16 protein-coding genes are annotated in these 20,122 nt (G+C 68.6%); 3 read left to right on the forward strand and 13 right to left on the reverse strand.

Annotated features, from left to right (window positions below):
• The first annotated feature begins 2 nt into the window (after nucleotides 1-2).
• Nucleotides 3-989, forward strand: coding sequence for an alpha-L-glutamate ligase-like protein (locus tag FG99_RS20865; RefSeq protein ID WP_009618710.1), 987 nt, complete (start codon nucleotides 3-5; stop codon nucleotides 987-989).
• Nucleotides 990-1,930: 941 nt separating this feature from the next.
• On the opposite strand, the gene FG99_RS20870 is transcribed toward FG99_RS20865, so the two are convergent.
• From FG99_RS20870 to FG99_RS20900, 7 genes are all read right to left on the reverse strand, one after another.
• On the reverse strand, nucleotides 1,931-3,094 hold the full coding sequence (locus tag FG99_RS20870) for a MalM family protein (RefSeq protein WP_043272135.1): 1,164 nt from the start codon (nucleotides 3,092-3,094) through the stop codon (nucleotides 1,931-1,933).
• An 11-nt stretch (nucleotides 3,095-3,105) separates the two neighbouring features.
• Nucleotides 3,106-4,704, reverse strand: a complete 1,599-nt coding sequence (locus FG99_RS20875) for an outer membrane protein transport protein (RefSeq protein ID WP_009618708.1) — start codon at nucleotides 4,702-4,704, stop codon at nucleotides 3,106-3,108.
• A gap of 18 nt (nucleotides 4,705-4,722) precedes the next feature.
• Complete coding sequence (locus FG99_RS20880; protein ID WP_009618707.1) at nucleotides 4,723-5,727, reverse strand: transporter; 1,005 nt, start codon at nucleotides 5,725-5,727, stop codon at nucleotides 4,723-4,725.
• A gap of 45 nt (nucleotides 5,728-5,772) precedes the next feature.
• The gene (locus FG99_RS20885; protein ID WP_009618706.1) at nucleotides 5,773-6,534 is read right to left on the reverse strand and encodes a C39 family peptidase; all 762 of its coding nucleotides are present in this window, start codon (nucleotides 6,532-6,534) and stop codon (nucleotides 5,773-5,775) included.
• Between the two features lie 74 nt (nucleotides 6,535-6,608).
• Nucleotides 6,609-7,073 (reverse strand): DUF6160 family protein, encoded by a 465-nt coding sequence (locus FG99_RS20890; RefSeq protein WP_009618705.1) that lies wholly within the window; start codon nucleotides 7,071-7,073, stop codon nucleotides 6,609-6,611.
• Nucleotides 7,074-7,304: 231 nt separating this feature from the next.
• Nucleotides 7,305-10,025, reverse strand: coding sequence for a helix-turn-helix transcriptional regulator (locus tag FG99_RS20895; protein WP_043272136.1), 2,721 nt, complete (start codon nucleotides 10,023-10,025; stop codon nucleotides 7,305-7,307).
• Between the two features lies 1 nt (nucleotide 10,026).
• Nucleotides 10,027-12,738 carry a winged helix-turn-helix domain-containing protein gene (locus FG99_RS20900; RefSeq protein ID WP_081884684.1) on the reverse strand — a complete coding sequence of 904 codons (2,712 nt, stop codon included), beginning with the start codon at nucleotides 12,736-12,738 and terminating at the stop codon, nucleotides 10,027-10,029.
• A 174-nt stretch (nucleotides 12,739-12,912) separates the two neighbouring features.
• Between FG99_RS20900 and pabB the strand changes: the two genes are divergently transcribed.
• The gene (pabB, locus tag FG99_RS20905) at nucleotides 12,913-14,262 is read left to right on the forward strand and encodes an aminodeoxychorismate synthase component I (protein ID WP_043272137.1); all 1,350 of its coding nucleotides are present in this window, start codon (nucleotides 12,913-12,915) and stop codon (nucleotides 14,260-14,262) included.
• Between the two features lie 15 nt (nucleotides 14,263-14,277).
• Here the strand turns inward: pabB and FG99_RS20910 are convergent, their stop codons facing one another.
• Genes FG99_RS20910 through FG99_RS20925 form a run of 4 tightly spaced genes read right to left on the reverse strand, consistent with a single transcriptional unit; the run spans nucleotide 14,278 to nucleotide 16,887 of the window.
• A complete protein-coding gene (locus FG99_RS20910; protein WP_043272138.1) occupies nucleotides 14,278-15,600 on the reverse strand; it encodes a sensor histidine kinase in 1,323 nt (440 codons plus the stop codon).
• The gene (locus tag FG99_RS20915) at nucleotides 15,597-16,274 is read right to left on the reverse strand and encodes a response regulator transcription factor (protein WP_009618700.1); all 678 of its coding nucleotides are present in this window, start codon (nucleotides 16,272-16,274) and stop codon (nucleotides 15,597-15,599) included. Before FG99_RS20915 ends, FG99_RS20910 begins: the two co-directional genes overlap by 4 nt.
• On the reverse strand, nucleotides 16,274-16,579 hold the full coding sequence (locus FG99_RS20920) for a PepSY domain-containing protein (RefSeq protein ID WP_009618699.1): 306 nt from the start codon (nucleotides 16,577-16,579) through the stop codon (nucleotides 16,274-16,276). The genes FG99_RS20915 and FG99_RS20920 overlap by 1 nt, the downstream gene beginning before the upstream one ends.
• The gene (locus FG99_RS20925) at nucleotides 16,579-16,887 is read right to left on the reverse strand and encodes a PepSY domain-containing protein (RefSeq protein WP_009618698.1); all 309 of its coding nucleotides are present in this window, start codon (nucleotides 16,885-16,887) and stop codon (nucleotides 16,579-16,581) included. The genes FG99_RS20920 and FG99_RS20925 overlap by 1 nt, the downstream gene beginning before the upstream one ends.
• Before the next feature lie 152 nt (nucleotides 16,888-17,039).
• Here FG99_RS20925 and FG99_RS20930 point away from each other — a divergent pair, with 152 nt between their 5' ends.
• Entirely contained in the window at nucleotides 17,040-18,119 is a 1,080-nt protein-coding gene (locus FG99_RS20930) for a hypothetical protein (RefSeq protein WP_043272139.1), read from the forward strand.
• Between the two features lie 539 nt (nucleotides 18,120-18,658).
• Here the strand turns inward: FG99_RS20930 and FG99_RS20935 are convergent.
• A complete protein-coding gene (locus tag FG99_RS20935; RefSeq protein WP_043272140.1) occupies nucleotides 18,659-19,849 on the reverse strand; it encodes an NnrS family protein in 1,191 nt (396 codons plus the stop codon).
• Nucleotides 19,836-20,093: a hypothetical protein gene (locus tag FG99_RS20940; RefSeq protein WP_009618692.1), complete on the reverse strand. Its 258-nt coding sequence runs from the start codon at nucleotides 20,091-20,093 to the stop codon at nucleotides 19,836-19,838. Before FG99_RS20940 ends, FG99_RS20935 begins: the two co-directional genes overlap by 14 nt.
• Between the last annotated feature and the right edge of the window lie 29 nt (nucleotides 20,094-20,122).

Raw genomic sequence — 20,122 nt, forward strand, 5'->3', positions numbered from 1 at the left:
CCATGTTCGGCCTGATCAAGCGGTGGAAAGCCCTGGAAGCCAAGGGCATCATGGGCATCAACCGGCGCAACGCGGACTTCGTGCTGAAGTACAACAAGCGCCACCTGTACCCGATCGTCGACGACAAGATCATCACCAAGGAACGCGCCATCGCCGCCGGCATCCACGTGCCGGAGATGTACGGGATCATCTCCACCGAAAAGGAGATCGAGAAGCTCGATTCCATCATCGGCGAGCGCAACGACTTCGTCATCAAGCCGGCGCAGGGCGCCGGCGGCGACGGCATCCTGGTGATCGCCGACCGTTTCGAGGGCAACTTCAAGACCGTCTCCGGGCGCATCATCAGCCGCGAGGAGATCGAGTATCAGCTCTCCAGCATCCTCACCGGCCTGTACTCCCTGGGCGGGCACCGCGACCGCGCGCTGATCGAGTACCGCGTCACCCCCGACCAGATCTTCCGCAGCATCAGCTACGAGGGCGTGCCGGACATCCGCATCATCGTCCTCATGGGCTACCCGGTGATGGCCATGCTGCGCCTGCCGACGCGCCAGTCCAACGGCAAGGCCAACCTACACCAGGGCGCCATCGGCGTGGGCGTGGACCTGGCCACCGGCATCACCCTGCAGGGCACCTGGCTGAACCGCAAGATCGCCAAGCACCCGGACACCACCAACGCGGTGGACGGCGTGCAGCTGCCGCACTGGGACGGCTTCATGAAGCTGGCCGCCGGCTGCTACGAGTTGTGCGGCCTGGGCTACATCGGCGTGGACATGGTGCTGGACCAGGACAAGGGCCCGCTGATCCTCGAACTCAACGCCCGCCCCGGACTGAACATCCAGATCGCCAACGACTGCGGCCTGACCGGCCGTGCCCAGGCGGTGGAGGCCCACCTGGTGGAGCTGCAGGCCAAGGGCGTGCAGGAGACGCCGGAGGAGCGGGTGCGTTTCTCGCAGAAGCTGTTCGGGCATGTGCCGACGCGGGAGATCTGAGGCGGAGTCGGGGGCTTTTCGTAGGAGCGAGCTTGCTCGCGAACAGTGGTTACCGGTGAGCTAGCTGCTGGGTTCAAGAGCCCCTCTCCCTAGCCTCGGCTGCGCGCCCCGCCCCGAAGGGAGAGGGGGCTTGTCCGTGCGGAGAGGAGGAATGGTTTCAGCCGGAAACCTTCGGTGCTGCCGGCTGACTCAGGAATACCTACGCACTCCGAACGGTCCCCTCTCCCTTCAGGGAGAGGGTTAGGGAGAGGGAGCGGAGCCAAGCCCGAGCACCCACGTACCCGGCAGGCCCCTCCCGCCTTAGCCCGCGGGGCTCTCGCGACATCCATGTCGCATGACCTCCTGAGCGCCGGTTTCGCTCGGCCTTCTGAAGGGGCGTTTCGGTGCGCTCGGCTATTTCTCTGGAAATCCGAATCGCGGACAAGGTCCGCTACACCACCCCACCCACACCATTCCCTGTAGGAGCGCGCCCTGCGCGCGATTTCGCGGGCAGGGCCCGCTCCTACAATCCGCCGGGAAGCATGGTGTTTCCCCGTAGGAGCGGACCTTGTCCGCGATAGCCGGAACCTCCGGCGCGATTCGCGGATGAGATCCGCTCCTACACCACCCCACCCACACCATTCCCTGTAGGAGCGCGCCCTGCGCGCGATTTCGCGGGCAGGGCCCGCTCCTACAATCCGCCGGGGGAGCATGGTGTTTCCCTGTAGGAGCGGACCTTGTCCGCGATAGCCGGAACCTCCGGCGCGATTCGCGGATGAGATCCGCTACGGTTCCAGGAAGCACGGCTTTTCGTAGGATGGTGTTGAGCGAAGCGATACCCATCACCGCGGCAGCATGGGTATCGCAAGCTCAACCCATCCTACGGTTCAGGGAAGCACGGGCGTAGGAGCGGACTCCATCCGCGATCGACCAACCGCCCGCAGCGGGCTATCCGGTGACGCTCAGCGCACCACCGCCAGCTCGAACCCGCCCTGGTCGGCATGCTGCCGCACCTTCATGCCCTCCTCGTTCACCGCCAGGCTTTCCAGCGGGCGCTTGTAGGGCTTGTTGTCCAGCGTCTGCAGGGCGCGGTCCTCGTCGGTGGTCAGCAGCAGCACGTAGCGCTCGCCCTGGTTGGCCCGCACCGGCACCGTGCCTTCGATGAAGGCGTAGCGGTACCAGGTTTCCGGGTTGAGCTTGTAGACCGCGTCGCTGACCAGGCGCGTCGGGCGCTTGCGTTCGTCGAGGAACAGCAGCGACGGGTAGACCACCTGGTGGTTGGAGAAGCTGCGCACGCGCAGGCCGTACACCTGCTGCGAGGCCGGCAGCTTCATGGCCACGTAGTAGCTCTTGCCCATGGGGAAGTCGAAGCTCGGCGAGAACTTGTTGAGCTCCTCGTAGCGCGGCTCGTCGGCGTTCAGCTCGGTGAACTCGCCCTCGGCGATCTGCTCGCAGCAGCGTCGCTGCAGGTCCTGGTAGAGGTCATCGAGGGTCTTGCCGCTGCCCTTGAGCAGGGCCTTCATGGCGTCGGTCTGTTCGCCGCTGCCGTCCAGTCCGGGCAGAGCCTGCGGGCGCTGCTTGAATTGCACCTCGCGGCCCTCGGTGAAGGCGATCTGGTTGCGGCGGATGCCGTCGGCGCGGTCCTGGGCGGTGATCGGCGAGTTGTGCATGCGGCCCTGCTCGTCGACCCAGGTGTAGTACGGGTTGCCGTTCTCGCTGCGGACGAAGCCCTTGTCCTCGTAGGCCTCGGCGTCGATGTACTCGGAGGAATGGTCGCCGTTGGGCAGCACGTAGTCGCCGCGCCCGGCGGGCACCTGGTTGCCGGCGTAGAAGCTGTTCTGCAGGTTGCCCTGGCCGTCCACCCAGGTGAAGTAGCGGCGCTTGCTCTCCCCCGCCGGCGCGCTGCCGGGCCAGAGGGTGCCGCCGTCGTCGCGCAGGCGGGCGCGGTCGCTCTGGTCGATGCGCCTGGCCGCCTGGCGCTGCTGCTGGCCGTAGCCGGCGTCGACGAAGGTGTTGTGCACCTGGCCGTTGTCGTCGATCCACGACAGGTAGCGCCCGGCGTCGGCCAGCGCCGGCAGCGGCGCGGCCGCCAGCAGGCAGAGGAACAGGTGGCGGGAACGCTGCATCGGGCCGCTCCTCAGAAGGTGGTGTTGTAGGTCAGGGCGAAGATATAGGCCTTCACCGTGGTATGTACATCCATACCGGCATAGGGGTTGTAGACCAGGTTGTCGATGCCGGTGCAGGTCAGGTTGCAGCTCTGCCCGGCCTTGATGCTCTGCTTGGAGACGAAGTAGTTGAAGCCCAGGTCGATGTTGGTGTCCTTGTCCCAGCGGTAGCCCAGGCCCAGGCCGTAGAGGTCGGCGTCGCCGATGGGCACCAGGGCGTCGGCCTTGCTCTTGGGGATCGCCGAGGGCCGGTATTCGTAGCCGGCGCGCAGCTGCAGGCGGTCGTTGACGTCGTACTGCACGCCCATGGCGTAGCTCCAGGTGTCGCGGTAGCCACGGTCGAGGATGATGCTGTGGTCGGTGGCGCCGTTGGGGGCGAAGTTCTTGGCGATGCGCAGCAGGTCCAGTTCCCTGTCGAACTCGATCTCCAGGTTGTTCCAGTCGCTGTAGCCGCTCCACTTCAGGTCGAAGTTGAACTGCCAGTCATCGAACGGGCGCAGCTTGATGCCGGTGGAGAAGTTGTCCGGGTTGGTCATCTTCAGCGTCGCCACGCCGTGCTCCTCCTCGGCGTTACCGTAGGGGAACAGCGGGCTGAGGAAGGCGCCGAACACCGAGTTCTGCAGGCCGGACCAGAAGCCCTGCCAGTCCTTGGTGTAGTCCACCCGGTACTTGCCCTTGAGCTTCATGCGCGACTCGCTCTGGTACACCGCGCCCCAGGCGAACCAGTCGGTGGGCTCCCAGAGCACGCCCAGGTTGTAGCTGGGCGAGAGGGTCTGCTGCATGTCCAGCTTGAGGTTGGCCAGGGTGTCGTAGGGGCCGATGCGCCCGCCGCAGACGTTGAACACCAGCTCGACGATCTCCTGCGCGCCGGGCACGCAGGTGGTGTCGTGGAGGGTCTGCAGCAGGCCGGTGAGCAGGCCGGGGTTGCGGAAGTCGGTGTCCAGGGCCATGGCCTGGTGCGAGAAACCGATGGACAGGCCGAACGACAGCGTGTCGTTCATCTGGTAGCCCACCGAGGGCGAGAAGTAGGTCAGCCGCTGCAGCGACACGCGGCGCCCGTCGTAGCGCCCCGGGTCGCCGTCCGAGTCGCGCGAGTAGCCCAGCGCCTGGGGCGTGTAGACGTTGGTGGCGAAGGTGAACTTGGAGCCCGGCGGGTTGATCGACAGGCCGGCCAGGGGCGCCACCAGCATGGGCACGTCGGTCATGCCGCCCAGGCCCGGCAGGTACATGGTCGGCGTCATGGTGCGGCTGTGGGAGTTGGCCACCGGGTCGTCGGACACGCCGAAGGTGCTCTCGCCGTAGTTCGGCGGCGCGTGGAAGCCGGCGCGGATGTCCATCACCCCGCTGACCAGCTTCACCGTGGTCTGCCGGCCCTTGAGCTTGGTCAGCGCCGCGGGGTTGTAGTGCACGGCGTCGATGCCGGTGGAATCGGCGGTGACCGCGTTGCCCAGGGCCATCGCCTTGGGGTTGCCGATGGTGATGTCGTTGGCCAGTTGGGCCTGGGCCGGCAGAATCCAGCCAAGCCCCGCCCCTGCCATCGCCAGCAGAAGTGGCGAAATGCGCTTCGTCATGGGAACTCCGCTCGCCGTTTAGTCGGGCTTAAGGCCCTTGATATCCAGGGGCAGGGAAACCCCCAGCAAGATATCCGGTGAGTCTTCGGTCAAGCCGAAGCCGGCGTTCACGTTGACGATGTAGTCAGGCGAGGTGCGCAGGCCGAGCGAGAAGTTCATGACCGCGCTGGTCTGCTCGGGAGCCTCCACCGTGCGGGTGTCGAAGTGGTAGCGGCTCTTCATCTGGTAGGCCATCTGGTAGGAGGTGGCCAGGGACACGTCGTAGGACAGCGCGTAGGCCATGCCCATGGCGAAGTTCAGGGTGTCGCCCGGGGTGACCTTGTTCAGCTCCTCGCCGTACTGGTTCTGGTGGATGTTGTCGACCTTGAGGTTGTAGGTGTAGCCGAGCGAGCCGTAGAGCACGACCGGGTCGATCACGTAGGACATGTTGGCGCCCACGCCGAGGCTGTAGTAGCCGTTGCCGGTGGACACGTCCTTGTCCGGGTTCATGTCGAACGGGCTGTCGCCGGTGGGCAGGCCGAGGGTGGCGTAGAAGGTGGTGACCGGGCGCCCGCGCATCGCCGCCCAGGGCTGCCAGCGCAGGGTCGCGGAAATGTCGCCGAGGCTGTAGGCGTGGACGTCGCTCTCGGTGTCGTACTTGGCCACGAAGGGCAGGCGCAGGCTGAAGGTCAGGTTGTCCCAGATGCCGTAGTCGAAGGTGAAGGAGTTGGTGAAGGTGTGCTGCGCCTCGCTGGTCGCCAGCACGCTGTAGACGCTGTCGCCGGTGCGCACCTGCTGGATGCGGGTGTCGCGCATCATCGAGTAGTCCAGGCCGTAGGTGAGGGTCCGCTCGCCCTTCTTCAGCAGGGTGTAACTCTTCTCCGCCGCCTGGAACACCTCTTCCAGAGCCTTGGCGCTGTCGGCGTCGTCGGCCTTCTTGGCCAGCGCGTCACGCGCCTGATCGACCGAGCCTTCCTCGGCCGGCGCCGGGCCCGATGCCAGCAAGGCCAGTATGGCGGCGCACGCATACCCCCTGAATCTCATGATGCAATCCCCTGGTCTTGTTCTTATGGAAGGATGAAACGTCGATCACTTGCTGCGTATGAACTGCACGTCGCCTTTGGATGCGGCCTCGATCATCCGGTTGCTGGTGAACTTGCTCATTTCCGGGAACTCGCGGAAGGCCAGCAGGCTCACGGTGCGGTCGTCCACCAGGCGCAGGTCCTGCTCCTTCAGGGCCAGGGCGTTCTTCGGCTCCTGGCCGCTTGGGTAGATGACGAAGAGCACGTTCTGGTCCCAGATCGCCTCGAAGCGGCTGCGGGTGAAACTGATGTTGCCCAGGGCAGGATCGGCAACGAAGACGTGGTCGTTGTAGACGTCGCGCACCACCACGAAATGCTTGAAGCCACCGTAGTGGATGGGCACCAGCGCCGGGTGCTCCAGCGAATCCAGGTCGGAGAATTCGGCGCGGAAGCCGCCGCTCCTGTAGCCCAGCGCGGCCGCGTAGCGCTTCATGTCCAGCAGCGAGAAGCCGCGGCGCTGGACGATCTTGTCGGCCTCGCCGTACTTCAGCAGGCCTTCCATCACCTGGCGTTCCTGCAGGTCGCGGCCCAGGTAGTAGTCCAGCAGGGTGGTCAGCGCCGCCGAGCCGCAGCTGTAGTCGTAGGCCTGGCGGATGACGTTGCGGAACTGCACCTGGCTCATGGGTTCGAGTTGCACGGCCTCGCGGAAGGGGCCGTTGGGCGTGAGCTGCTGGGTGATGTTCACCGTGCCCCGGGGTTGCGGTTGGGTATCCACCGTCTGGGTGAAACCGAACAGGCCGAGCAGGCTTCCCAGCAGTATCTCGAACATCCCCTCTCCTCTCTCCTGGAAGAACCCTTGCCGGCACGGGCCGGCAAGGGGATACGCGTCACACGACCGATGGATCAGTGGCCCCAGATGCGAACCTGGGAACCGGCCATGTTCAGGTTGGACACGGTCAGCGAACCGATGCTGGCGGCGCTGGTGTCGCCCACCTTGATGGCGCCCACCGAGACGTCGCCGGTCATGCCCGGCAGGCCCAGGGCCAGTTGCTGGGTGTCGGCGGTGCCGATCTTGGTGGTGACCACGTCGACGGTCAGCGGGTTGGCATCGTCGATCTTCAGGGCGGTGCCGCCCGGGCCGGTCAGGGTGATGTTCTCCAGGCGCAGGGAACCGGACTTGGTGTCGTCGATCTTGTCGGTGTAGACCACCGCCCCGATGCTCGCCTTGAAGTCACCGGCGATGCTGATGCCGTCCTGGCCGGTCACGCCGGCGAGCGCGCTGTCGTCCATGGATTTCAGATCGGCATGGGCCAGGAAGGGAGCGGCCAGAACAGCGCTTGCAAGAACCAGTTGTTTGATTTTTTTCATTCTTGTTTCTCTCCAGTGTTCAGGTGGGGTTGCCCCAGGGCACTGCAGGGGGCGTCCTGCCCCGCTGCAGGTTGGCCGGCCAAGCCGACCCTCCAGACCCGCGCCGTCTTCCCTAGGTGCCGCGGGCATGGATTCGTGAAGCTCCAGGCTTCGCGTCCTGTTTCCCAAGCTACTGGGCAACCCCCCACCTGCCAGCCCATCCAAGGGATGGAGCCGGAAACGCCGTTCGCCTCAGGCTTCGCTGAGCAACCCCAGGCTCTTGCCCTTGAGTACCGCCTGGGTGCGGCTGCGCACCCCCAGCTTGGCGAACAGGTTGTGCAGGTGCCACTTGATGGTGGCCTCCGACAGATGCACCGCCTGGGCGATGTCGCGGTTCGAAAGCCCGGCCGCCACCAGCCGCAGGATTTCCCGCTCGCGGTGGCTAACATCTTGATTTTCCTCGAAACCTGCTGGGTCGACGGACAGCCTGCGGCACTGTTCGCGGAGCAGTTCCGCCACCCCCTGCCAGGCCGCCGCGCGCTTGGGTTCGGCCTCGCGCCAGGCGTCCCAGAACGGCAGCAGCCAGATGGCGTCGTCCTGGAACAGTCGGCGGTAGCCCTGGTTCCAGGCTTCCTCGAGGGTGGGCGCGAACAGGGCGAAGGCCTTTTCGCTGTTACCTTTCTGCCAATACGCCACAGAAAGTAACAAGGCCAGACGCAACCGCCGGTCGCGCTGATAGGGCGAGGCGTTCGCCGCCAGCGCCGATTCCAGACGCTGCTGGGCGCGCTCGGCGCGCCGCTCGGACAACGCCACCCGCGCCTCGGCCAGGGCCAGCGCGGCCTGGGCATCGGCATAGCGCTCGGCGGACAGCCCCGACAGGTGCCGGGCCAGTTGCAGGCAGACGCGCTCGGCCTCGTTCGGCCGGCGCAGCCACAGCAGCAGCTGCACCTTGCAGCCCATGGCCAGCGCGTAGACGCGCTCGTAGCCCGGCGACTGCAGGCCGGCCAGCCATTCGTCGAGCTGGGCCAGGCCCTGTTCGGCCTCGCCGGCGAAGAAGCGCGCCTTGGCCATCACCAACTGGCCGCGGCTGATCAGCTCCATGGGCGTGGCGACGTCGCGCCAGGTGGTGGCCAGCGGCAGTTCGGCGAGGATGGCCGCATGGCGGTCCTGCTCGTAGAGGATGTCGGCGTAGGCCAGGGCCAGCGGCCCGCCCACCCGGCTGCGCCGGCCGAACACGCGCTCGACGCGGCTGCGCGCGCCCTCGGCGATGGTCCGGCCGCGCTCCAGCTCGCCGCTCTCCTTGCAGATCAGCGCCTCGATCATGCTCGCCACCACCTGCAGGTACTCGCTGTCGGCCATGCGCAGGCACTCGCGGGCCACGCCGATGGCGCCGGCGGCCTCGGCGTAGTCGCCCAGCAGCGCATGGGCCGCGGCCAGGATGCAGGCCAGGCTGGCGCGGAACACCGGCTGGTTGGCCGGCACCAGCGCCAGCCACTGGCGCGACACCTTGAGGCTGGCCTCCAGCTTGTCCTGGTACAGCAGCACCAGGGCCTTGAGCACCTGGGCCACGGCCAGCAACTCGGCCAGGCCGAAGTTGCGCGCCTTGCCCTGGCCCATCAGCAGGCGGGCGCTGAGTTCCTCGATGAGCGCCTCGGCCTCGGCGAACTTCTGTTCGAAGGCCAGCTGCCAGGCGTAGAAGATCTGGAACACCGGATGCTCGCGGATCACCTCGGCGGGAATGCCGCCGAGCATGCCGAGGATGCTGTACACCCGGTTGCCGGCGATCAGCCGCGCGCCCTGGCGCTCCAGCAGGTCGGCGGCGAAGGCGTAGTCGCGGGCGCGCAGGGCGTAGCGCACGGCGCGGTCGGCCATGTCGCGGCTTTCGCACCAGCGCGCGGCGGCGTTGAGCAGCGGCGTGGGGTCGGCGCTGCGGGCCAGGCGGCCCTGGAGGAAGTCGGCGAACAGGTGGTGGTAGCGGAACCACTCGCGCGTATCGTCCAGGGGGATGATGAACAGCTGCTCGTTCTGCAGGCGCATGAGCATGTCCAGGCCGTCGCGGCGCCCGGTCAGGGCGTTGCACAACTCGGCGCAGAACTCGTCGAGCACCGAGGTCTGGTCGAGGAACTGCTGCAGCGCCGGCGGCAGGCTGGCCAGCACGTCCTCGGCGAGGTAGTCGGCGATGTCCCGCTCGGTGCCCGACAGCCCGCGCAGGAAGCCCTCGCGGTCGCTGTGCCGGGCCAGCGCCAGGGCGGCCAGGTGCAGCGCGGTGATCCAGCCCTCGGTGCGCTTGTACAGCAGGCCCAGCTCGGCGTCGTCCAGCTGCAGGCCCTTGAGCTCCAGCAGGTAGGTGTCGGCCTCCTCGCGGGTCAGGCGCAGGTCGGCGCCGTTGAGGCAGAAGGCCCAGGGCGCCAGCGCCGGCTCGTCCACCAGGAAGCGCGGGCGGTAGCGGGTGCTGGTGACCAGGCGCACGTTGTCCGGCAGGTGCTCGATCAGGTAGCGCGCCCCCGGTTGCAGGGCCGGGTGGCGGATCTGGTGGAAGTCGTCGAGGAACAGGTAGAGCGCCCCGTCGATGCGCTTGAGGTCGGCGAGGAAGGCATCCAGCAGCCCTTCCAGCGGCAGGGTCATGTCCGACTGCAGCAGGTTCGAGGTGTTGGCGCCGAAGCCGGGGACGACGCTGCGGATGCTCTCCACCAGGTACTGCAGCAGGCGCTGCGGCTCGCTGTCGCCCTCGTCGCAGGACAGCCAGGCCACCAGCGCGCCGCTGGCCAGCAGGCGCTCGCGGAACAGGCTGAGCACGGTGCTCTTGCCGAAGCCGGCCGGCGCGCTGAGGATCAGCGCGCGCTGCTGGCGCGCCGCGAACAGGCGGTCGATGAGCGCCCGCCGCGGCAACAGCAGGGCGCCGTCGGTGCGCGGCGGGAACAGCTTGGTGCGCAGCAGCGGCAGGGGCGGCTGCTGGGAGTTGAGTGTGGTCATGTCAGAGCAGGCTCAGCTCGCGGGCGCGGCGAATCGCTTGGGTCCGATTGCGCACCTTGAGCTTCTCGTAGATGTTGTGCAGGTGCCATTTGACGGTGCCCAGGGCCAGCGACAGCTGCTGGCCGATCTCCTCGTTGGAGAGCCCCTGGGCCGCCAGGCACACCACTTCCCGCTCGCGGTCGGTCAACCCTTCCTCGAGCACGTCCTGTGCCTTGCGCGTTTCCTGGCCGGGCCACAGTCCCAGCAGGCTGCGGATGAACACCTGCAGCGCCGGCTGGCGCTCGGTGGCCTCCAGTTGCTGGAGCATCTGGCGGATGCCCTCGCCTTCCTCGATGAACAGGCTGCGCACGCCTTCGCGCTCGGCGCCCACCAGGCATTGCCCGAGCAGGCTGTTGGCGCGCTCCTGGTAGCCCAGGCGCTGGTAGCTGAGCGCCGCCAGCAGGTCCAGGCGCAGGCGCTGCAGGCCGTGCCAGTTGGCTTGCAGCAGGCCGCGCAGCTGGGTGATCTCGTGCAACGCCTCGCTGAAATGGCCGCGCGCCTGCAACAGGCGCACGCGGCTCAGGCCGCGCACCCAGAGCACCGGGTTGAACGGGCCCTGGCGGTAGGAGGCGGCGAGCTTCTGCCAGTCGATGCCGTTGAGGCGCTGCTCGGCGCGCTTGCAGCGGTCGGCCGCCGGCTCCTGAAGGATCAGGTTGATCTCCTCGCCCACGGCCATGGCGAAGATGCGCCAGGAATGGTTGCGCGAGGCCAGGCTCTGCATCAGCCCGAGAGTCGCCAGGGCTTCCTTGCCGCGCCCCTGCAGGCGCTGCACCCGCGCCAGGCACTGCATGCCCTGGGCGTAGAGGTCGATGGGGTTGATCACGTCGACGCGCCCCAGCGCCCAGCGCAGGCGCTCTTCCAGGCCGTCGACGTCCATGCGGTAGTAGGCGGTCAGGCCCTCGGTGATGGCCGGCAGGGCCAGCGCCTGGGAGCGCCGGTCGAACAGCGGCACGGCCTGCTGCTTGACGCGCTCCACCAGCAGTTGCGCCTGCTTCACCTGGCCCTGCTCCAGGGCCAGCATCACCTCGATGGTGGACAGCTGCATGTGCAGGTAGCGGCCGTCGAGGAAATGGTTGCGCTGCTGCGCCAGGCCCATCAGGCGGCGCGCCTGCTCGGGCTGGCCGTGCATCACCTGGGCGAAGGCGGCGACCAGCAGGATGGCGCATTCGAGGAAGGCCGAGTTCTGCCCCAGTTGGCTCTCCACCCGGCGGGCCAGGGCGATGCACTGCTCCAGGTCGTCCTTCTGCAGCGCCAGCACGGCCTTGACCGCCAGCGCCGAGAGGTACTGGTCGCCCATCGGCGTCTGCGGCTTGCCGTCGCTCCAGCGCGCCAGCAGCTCGTCGAGCATGCGGTTGGCCTCGGGCAGGCTCAGTTCGCTGGCGCGGGTCCAGACGTCGCTGAGCACCAGAATCGGGTAGCGCGCGGCGATGTCGTCGGGCACCTGCCGGCGCCAGCGCGAGATCAGGTACAGCTGGCCGCGGTTGATCAGCTCCAGGCCGTAGCCGTCGACCAGGGCGGCGAGCATCTCCGGGTCCTCGGCCAGGCAGGCGTGCTCGATGGCCAGGGTCGGCATGTGGTGGTTGGTGAACCACAGGCTGGCGTTGAAGTGCAGTTGCTTGAAGCGTTCCGGCTCGCGTTCGCGCAGGTGCGCGCGGAGGAAGTCGGCGAACAGCTGGTGGAAGCGGTACCAGTGGCGCTCGCGGTCCAGCGGCATGAGGAACAGTTGCAGGCTGTCCAGGCGCTCCAGCAGGGCCTGGCCGTCCTGGCGGCCGGTCAGGGCGTTGGCCAACTCGCCGTTGAAGCGGCTCGCCACGCTGAGCGTCAGCAGGCTGTCGCGGATGTCCCGGGGCAGGCGCTCGAAGACGCTGCGCAGCAGGTAGTCGCCGACCTCGGCGGGGCCGCCGCCCAGCTCGGCCAGGTCGCGCTGGGCGCCGGCGGGCGGCTGGCGCAGCCACAGGCCGAACAGTTGCACACCCATCACCCAGCCCTCGGTGCGGGCGTACACGGCCTTCAGGCAGGCCTCGTCGAGTTCCACGCCCTCGCCGCTCAGGTATTCGCGGGTCTGGTCCTGGGACAGGCGCAGCTCTTCCACCCCGACTTCCAGCAGCAGGCCCTTGGCCCGCCAGGTGGCCAGGCTCAGCGGCGGCTGCGAGCGGCTGCCGATGGCCAGGGTCAGGCCCGGCGGGGCGTACTGCACCAGGCGGTTGAGGCCGGCGAAGATGTCCGGCTGGGTGATCCGGTCCAGGTCGTCGAGCACCAGCAGCAGCGGCACGTCGACGCGCAACAGGTCGGAAAGCAGGCTTTCCATGACCGCCACGGCCGGCACCCGCAGGGTGTTGTGCAGGTAGGCCGCGGCGTCCCGGCCGACGTCCGGCAGGCTGGCGGCCAGGGCCTCGGTGAGCTTGCTGCAGAAGCGCCCCGGGTCGTCGTCGGAGCCCTCCAGGGAAAGCCACACCACCTTCTGCCCCTGCGCTTCGCGGCGCTCGGCGAGCATGGCCAGCGCGGCGCTCTTGCCGAAGCCGGCGGGGGCGCTGAAGAGCAGGACGCGATGATGGGCGGAACGCTCCAGGGCAGCCTGGAGCTGGGGGCGGTACTGGTATTCGGCAGGCACCCCGGGAGGTGTCGATCTGGTACGCAGAAGGCTGCCGGCTGCGGTTTTTAGCACTACGTCCACGGCCTCTATCCCTGTTTCATTATCGTTGTGGTACGGAGCATGGCTTCCGCGGGATAATCCAATTCTTATCAGAATGCTTACCTTGCGTAAACCGAAGAGAAGGGCTCTAGCATCGACTCTTCGGGCGTGCGCAGGAATGGCTCTCAGCCTAGCCCAGGGTTCCTGTTCCTACCTATGTCCCGCTATTGTGTACACCCGCTCCCCTACCGGGAAGATCCAACGGCGCGCTTCGCCCGCATCGCCCAGGCGCCCGGCGCCGTGCTGCTGGACGCCGGCAGGCCTGGCGCCGACCGTGGACGCTATGACCTTATGAGCGCCTGGCCATTGGCAGAACTGGCGCCAAGTGCCGACGAATCGGCCAAGGCGTTCTTCGCCCGCCTGCGCACGGCGCTGCAGAGCCTCGGACAGGCCGACGCGGGGGAAATTCCGGACCTGCCATTCGTCGGCGGAATGATCGGTTATCTGAGCTACGACCTGGGACGGCGCATCGAACGCCTGCCGCAGCACAGCCAGGACGACCTCGGCCTGCCCGATGCGCGGGTCGGCCTGTACGCCTGGGCGCTGGTCACCGACCACCAGCGCGGCACCAGCCAGTTGGTGTTCCACCCGCGCCTGGAAGCCGCCGAGCGCCAGCGCCTGCTGGCGCTGTTCGAGGCCGACGCGGCGGCGCCGGCGCTGCCGCCCTTCCGCCTGCATGCCGGCTTCCGGCCGGACCTGAGCCGCGAGCAGTACCGCCAGGCCCTGGAGCGGGTGCAAGGCTACATCCTCGCCGGCGACTGCTACCAGGTGAACTACACCCAGCGCTTCCGCGCGCCCTGCAGCGGCTCGCCCTGGCTGGCCTACCTGGCCCTGCGCGAGGCCTGCCCGACGCCCTTCGCCGGCTACCTGGGCCTGGGCGACGGCGCCATCCTCAGCCTGTCGCCCGAGCGCTTCATCCGCATGCACCGGCGCCAGGTGGAGACGCGCCCGATCAAGGGCACCCGCCCGCGCGGCCGCACGCCCGCGGAGGACGCGGCCAACGCCGAGGAACTGCTGGCCAGCCCCAAGGACCGCGCCGAGAACCTGATGATCGTCGACCTGCTGCGCAACGACCTGGGGCGCAGCTGCACGCCCGGCACGGTGCGGGTGCCGGAACTGTTCGCGCTGGAAAGCTACCCCAACGTGCACCATCTGGTCAGCAGCGTGACCGGCGAGCTGGCCGCCGACAAGGACGCCCTCGACCTGCTGCTGGGCAGCTTCCCCGGCGGCTCCATCACCGGCGCACCCAAGGTCCGCGCCATGCAGATCATCGACGAGCTGGAGCCGAGCCGCCGCGGAATCTATTGCGGCAGCCTGTTCTACCTGGACGTGCGCGGCGAGCTGGACAGCTCCATCACCATCCGCACCCTGCTGGTGAAGGACGGCCAGGCCAGTTGCTGGGGCGGCGGCGGCATAGTCGCCGATTCGGACTGGGAGGCGGAATACGCGGAGTCGCTGACCAAGGTGGACGTGCTGCTGCGCACCCTGGAACGCCTCGGCGACTGAGCGCCGCGCAGAGCGCTACGCCGCAGCCCGCCTCGGCAAGGCCACCCGCACCCGCAGGCCGCCCAGTTCGCTGCCTTCCAGCGCCAGGCTGCCGCCGCAGGCCGCGGCGATGTCGCGGGCGATGCCCAGGCCCAGGCCGTGGCCGGCCACCTGCTCGTCCAGGCGGGTGCCGCGCTCGAGCACGCTGTCGCGCAGTTCCTCGGCGATGCCCGGGCCGTCGTCGTCCACCAGCAGGCGGTAGCCGTCCTCGCGCTTCTCCACTTGCAGGCGCACCTCGCCGGCCGCCCACTTGCAGGCGTTGTCCAGCAGGTTGCCGAGCAGTTCCAGCAGGTCCTCGCGGTCGAACGGCAGGCGCAGGCCGGGCGCCGCCTCGCAGGTGATGCGCAGGTGTTCGCCATGGATCAGCTGGAGCATCTCGCGCAGGCTGGGCAGCTCGGCGTCGCAGTCGAAATGCGCGCCGGGCAGCGCCTCGCCCACCAGGCGCGCGCGGCCCAGTTCGCGGGCCAGGCGCTGGTCGATCTGCTCCAGCTGCTCCTGCAGCACCCGCTTCAGCTCGGGGTGCTGCCGCAGTTCCTCGCGCTCGGCCAGGCTGATCAGCACCGCCAGCGGCGTCTTCAGCGCATGGCCGAGGTTGCCCAGGGCGTTGCGCGAGCGGCGCAGGGTTTCCTCGGTGTGCTGCAGCAGGTGGTTGACCTGCTCCACCAGCGGCTCCAGTTCCTGCGGCACCCGGGTGTCCAGTTGGCTGCGCTGGCCGTCCTGCAGTTGGGCGATCTGCTGGCGCACCTGCTCCAGCGGGCGCAGCGCGCGGCGCACCGTCAGGCGCTGGAAGAACAGGATCAGCAGCAGCGCCAGCGCCCCGGCGCCCAGGCCAATGTTGCGCAGGCGGTTGAAGCTCTTGAGGATCGGCGTGTAGTCCTGCGCCACGCTGATCCGCAGGCTGCGCCCGTAACGCTTGTAGTCGCCGCGGAAGACCAGCAGGCGCTGGCCTTCCGGGCCCTTGGCCAGGCCTTCGCGCAGGCCCGTGCGCTCCGGCACCTTCAGCTCGTGGTCCCACAGCGAGCGCGAGCGCCAGTCGGTCTGTTCGAAGTGGATCTGGAAGTAGCGCCCGGAGAACAGCCGCTCGTAGGCGCCGTCGACGCGCTGCGGGTCCAGCTGCAGGCCGGCCGGGCCGCGAATGATCGCCACCAGCAGGCTTTCCGCCTCGTCCTGCAGGCCGCTGGCCAGGTAGCGGCGCAGGCCCTGGTCGAACAGCCAGAGCCCGGCCTGGGCCAGCGCCAGGCCGACCACCAGCAGCACCGCGGCGAGGCCGAAGCCCAGGCGCCGCTGGATCGAGATCAAGCCGCGCCCCCGCTGCTGCCGGCGAAGCGGTAGCCCTGGCCGCGGCGGGTCTCGATGATCTCGCGGCCGAGCTTGCGGCGCAGGTGGTTGATGTGCACCTCGATGACGTTGGAGTCGCGCTCGGTCTCGCCGTCGTAGAGGTGCTCGGCCAGGTGCGACTTGGACAGCAGTTGGCCCGGGTGGAGCATGAAGTAGCGCAGCAGGCGGAACTCGGCGGAGGTCAGGTCGACCTCGCGGCCATCCTGCTGCACGCACTGGCGCGCCTCGTCCAGGCGCAGGCCGCCGGCCTCCAGCTGGGCCTGATTGGCCACGCCGTGGGCGCGGCGCAGCAGGGCCTGGATGCGCAGGAAGAGTTCTTCGGGGTGGAAGGGCTTGGTCAGGTAGTCGTCGGCGCCGGCCTTCAGCCCGTCGATGCGCTCGGCCCAGGAGCCGCGCGCGGTGAGGATCAGCACCGGGGTGGCCAGGCCCAGGCCGCGCCATTCGCGCAGCACGTCCAGGCCGGGGCGGCCCGGCAGGCCGAGGTCGAGGATGATCAGGTCGTAGGGCTCGCTGGCCCCCTGCACCGCGGCGTCGCGGCCGTCGGCCAGCCAGTCCACGGCGTAGCCCTGGCGGCTCAGCCCGGCCAGCAGTTCGTCGGCGAGGGGGACGTGATCCTCCACCAGCAGCAGACGCATCAGTCGTCTTCCTTATCCTTGAGGATGCGCCCGTCACGGGCATCCAGTTCCAGTTCGCGGACCACGCCGCCGGCGGTGAGCAACTCTATCTCGTAGATGTAGGCGTCGTGCTCCTTCTCCAGCTCCGCCTCGAGCAGGCGCGAGCCGGGGTAGCGCTGCAGCGCGGCCGGCAGTATCGACTCGAAGGGGCGGATCACCCCTTCGCGGGTGAGGCGCAGGGCCTCGTCCTGGCTGATGTCGTGGGCCGACGCCGCCCCGGCCAGGCAGACCGCGACGAGCAGCGCGTAACGCAGAGGATAGGTCATCAGTGGTCCTGGCGGTCCTTGAGCACTTCACCGCTCACCGCGTCCAGCTCGACATCCCACTTCACCCCCTGGGCGTCCTTGATGTCGACCTTGTACAGGTAGCGGCCGTGTTCCAGTTCGAGCTCGCTATCGTACACGGTTCCGCCGGCGTGCTTGGCCAGCGCGGCCTGGTTCAGGCGCTGGAAGTCCTGGATGGTGCCGGCGTCACGCAGGCGCAGGGCCTCGTCGGGGCCGATGTCGTGGGCCAGCGCCAGGCTGGAGGCGCCGAAAAGAGCGGTGGCGGCGATCAGACGGGTGAGGGTTTGCATGGGAAGGCTCCTGCGAATTGCCAATGCTCGCAGGCTATCGAAAGGCCATTAACTCAAGCTGAATGGATGCAGGACGGATCATTCACCGGATGAAGGATGCTGCCTAGGAAAATACAGCGCTTATAATCGGCGGCTCGCCAGAGAGTGCCCCCATGACCGCCATCCACATCAAGTCCCCCGCCCTCACCCTCAAGGCCGGCGCCCGCGCCCTGCGGCGCATCCGCGAGCGCGGCCTAGGCCCCGCCGACGTCGGCATCCTGCCCGGCGCCGCCGGCGGGCCGAAGGCGCTGGGCATCCAGGGGCTGGACCTGGCGCTGTTCGGCGAATGGCTGCCGCGCGCGCCGCGCGAGCGCTCGCTGATCGGCGCCTCGATCGGCTCCTGGCGCTTCGCCAGCGCCTGCCTGGCGGACGCCGCCGCCGGCATCCGCCGCCTGGGCGAGCTGTACACGCAGCAGCGCTTCTCGCGCAATGCGGACATAGCCGAGGTCTCGGCCAGTTGCACGCGGATGCTCGACGACCTGCTCGCCGGGCAGGACGCCAGCGTACTGGCCAACCCGCACTACCGCCTCAACGTGGTGGTGGTGAAGAGCCACGGGCGCCTGGCCGACGACGGCAAGCGCGCGCTCGGCCTGGGCCTGGGCGCGGTGATCCGCGACAACCTGCTCGGCCGCCGCCACCTGCACCGCCACTTCGAACGGGTGATCCTCCATGACGCGCGCCTGGCCCCGCCGCTGGCGCCGCTGCGGGACTTCCCCTCGCGCTGCCTGCCGCTGGACGTCGGCAACCTGCGCCACGCGCTGCTCGCTTCCGGCTCCATCCCCATGGTCATGCAGGGCGTGCGCGACATCCCCGGCGCCGGCCCGGGCACCTACCGCGACGGCGGCCTGCTCGACTACCACCTGGACCTGCCCTACGAAACCGACGGCGTGGTGCTCTACCCGCACTTCACCGACAAGGTCATCCCCGGCTGGTTCGACAAGGGCCTGCCCTGGCGCCGCGGCGACGCCACCCGCCTGCAGGACGTGCTGCTGCTCGCCCCCTCCCCCGAGTACCTGGCACGCCTGCCGCACAACAAGCTGCCGGACCGCAAGGACTTCAAGCGCTACCTGGGCGACGACGCCGGCCGCGAGCGCTACTGGAACAAGGCGATGGACGAAAGCCGGCGGATGGGCGACGAGTTCCTCGAACTGGTCGACGGCGGGCGCCTGGGGGAAAGGTTGGTGCCGTTGTAGGGCGCATAACGCCTACGGCGTTATCCGCCGTTTGACCTTGGCCATAATCCCGCTCGCTGCCAAGCACGGAGCCGCCGTCAAAGCCGCTCCAGGCTCAGCCATGCAGCGGCCGGCGAGGAAGGTGTAGCGGCGGATAACCGCGAACGGTTATTCGCCCTACGTCCATGGTGAGCTTGGCGTAGGGCGCATAACGCCTACGGCGTTATCCGCCGTTTGGCCTTGGCCATAATCCCGCTCGCTGCCAAGCACGGAGCCGCCATCAAAGCCGCGCCAGGTTCAGCCATGCAGCGGCCGGCGAGGAAGGTGTAGCGGCGGATAACCGCGAACGGTTATTCGCCCTACGTCCATGGTGAGCTTGGCGTAGGGCGCATAACGCCTACGGCGTTATCCGCCGCTTGGCCTTGGCCATAATCCCGCTCGTTGCCGAGCACGGAGCCGCCATCAAAGCCGCGCCAGGCTCAACAGGGAAGCACGTACGTAGGAGCGGACTCCGTCCGCGATGGGCCGAGCCCGCACACCACGCCCCACAGATGAATCCCCTACCCCGGCTGCCCGTCGATCCGGGCCTTCCACAACATCGGCCCGTAGTACCCGGCGAAGATCAGGAACGCCAGCGACCAACACAGCGCCGCCAGAAGCAGGCCACCCAGCGGCAGCCACCACACCACCAGCACCCGCGCCACCACGCCCAGGTTGAGCAGGGCGAAGCCCCAGGCCATCGCCTTCGGCGGCTGCAGCGCGCGGCCGGTGTGGCCGAGGCTGACGCGGGCGATCATCGCCAGGATCAGCCCGCCGACGCCGCCCACGGTCAGCGCGTGCAACGGCAGGCTGGAGGGCAGCGCCGCACCGGCCGCGGAAGCCGCCAGGCCGAACAGCGCCAGGGTCATCCAGGCATAGGCCAGGTGCAGCGACCACAGCAGCGGCACGCTCCACAGGTCGCGGTCGTACCAGCGCACCAGACGCACCAGGTGGCCCAGGCCGAGCAGGCCGAAGAGCAGCGCCAGCACAGGCCCCGGTTGCAACGCCGGGCCGGTGGCGCTGAGCACCGCGAGCAGTGCGCCACCCAGCAGCAGCGCCCAGTCCAGCCACGGCCAGGCCGGCACCTGGGCGGTACGTCCCAGGCCGCGCTGGGTGAAGAAGGGAATCACCCGCCCGCCGATCAGGCTCATCAGCGCCACCACCAGCCACAGCGCAGCCAGAACGCCGCCACGCTGCCAGGCCTCGTTGCCCAGCGCCTGTCCGGCCATGACCAGGGCGTCGGCCAGGGTCAGCAGGACCAGCACCATCAGCACCGGGTAATTGCGCGTCTGCCGCACCTGGTAGAGGCTGCGGCCGACGAACCAGGCCAGCGCCGGCGGGAAGGCCAGCTCCAGCACCGTGGCCAGCCACCAGGGCGCGCCCAGCAGCCAGGCCAGCCGTGCCGCCAGCCAGAGCACCGCCAGGTTGCGCAACGGCGCGCCACTGAGGCCTGGGCGGCCTGTCCAGGTCTGCACCGCGGTGAGCAGGAAGCCGGCGATGATCGCCAGGGCAAAGCCGAACACCATCTCGTGGCGGTGCCAGCCCAGCCAGCCGCCCAGCGGCTGCCACGCGGGCAGCCAGCCGGCCAGCGCGGCGAGCCAGAGGAATATGGCGAGCGCCGCGAACAGCGCCCCGCCGAGGAAGAAAGGACGGAAACCCAGCCGCCACAGCGGCGGAATCGCCAATAGAACCTTGCGATCAACCAACAGCACAACAGACCTCCCAGCCTGGTTGGCGCATCTGCCGCTGGGCGATCAGGCGCAGCACGTAGCCCAGCTTGATGGCGGTCGGCCCGAGGACGGTCAGGGCGTGGGCGGCCACCAGTTGCGGCAGGTTGAGAAAGGCGTCGATGAAATAGGCGCCGAAGATGCCTCCCAGCAGCATAGCGGCCCCCGCGCTGAGCAGGGCGTTGGAATGGCTGAGATTGCGTTGCGGACAGGCGAAGAAGCCTTTCATCACACACCTCCGGTAGTTCGGGGTGGCCG

Origin of the sequence: Pseudomonas sp. AAC, from assembly GCF_000725445.1 — a bacterium.
GTDB lineage: Bacteria > Pseudomonadota > Gammaproteobacteria > Pseudomonadales > Pseudomonadaceae > Pseudomonas > Pseudomonas citronellolis.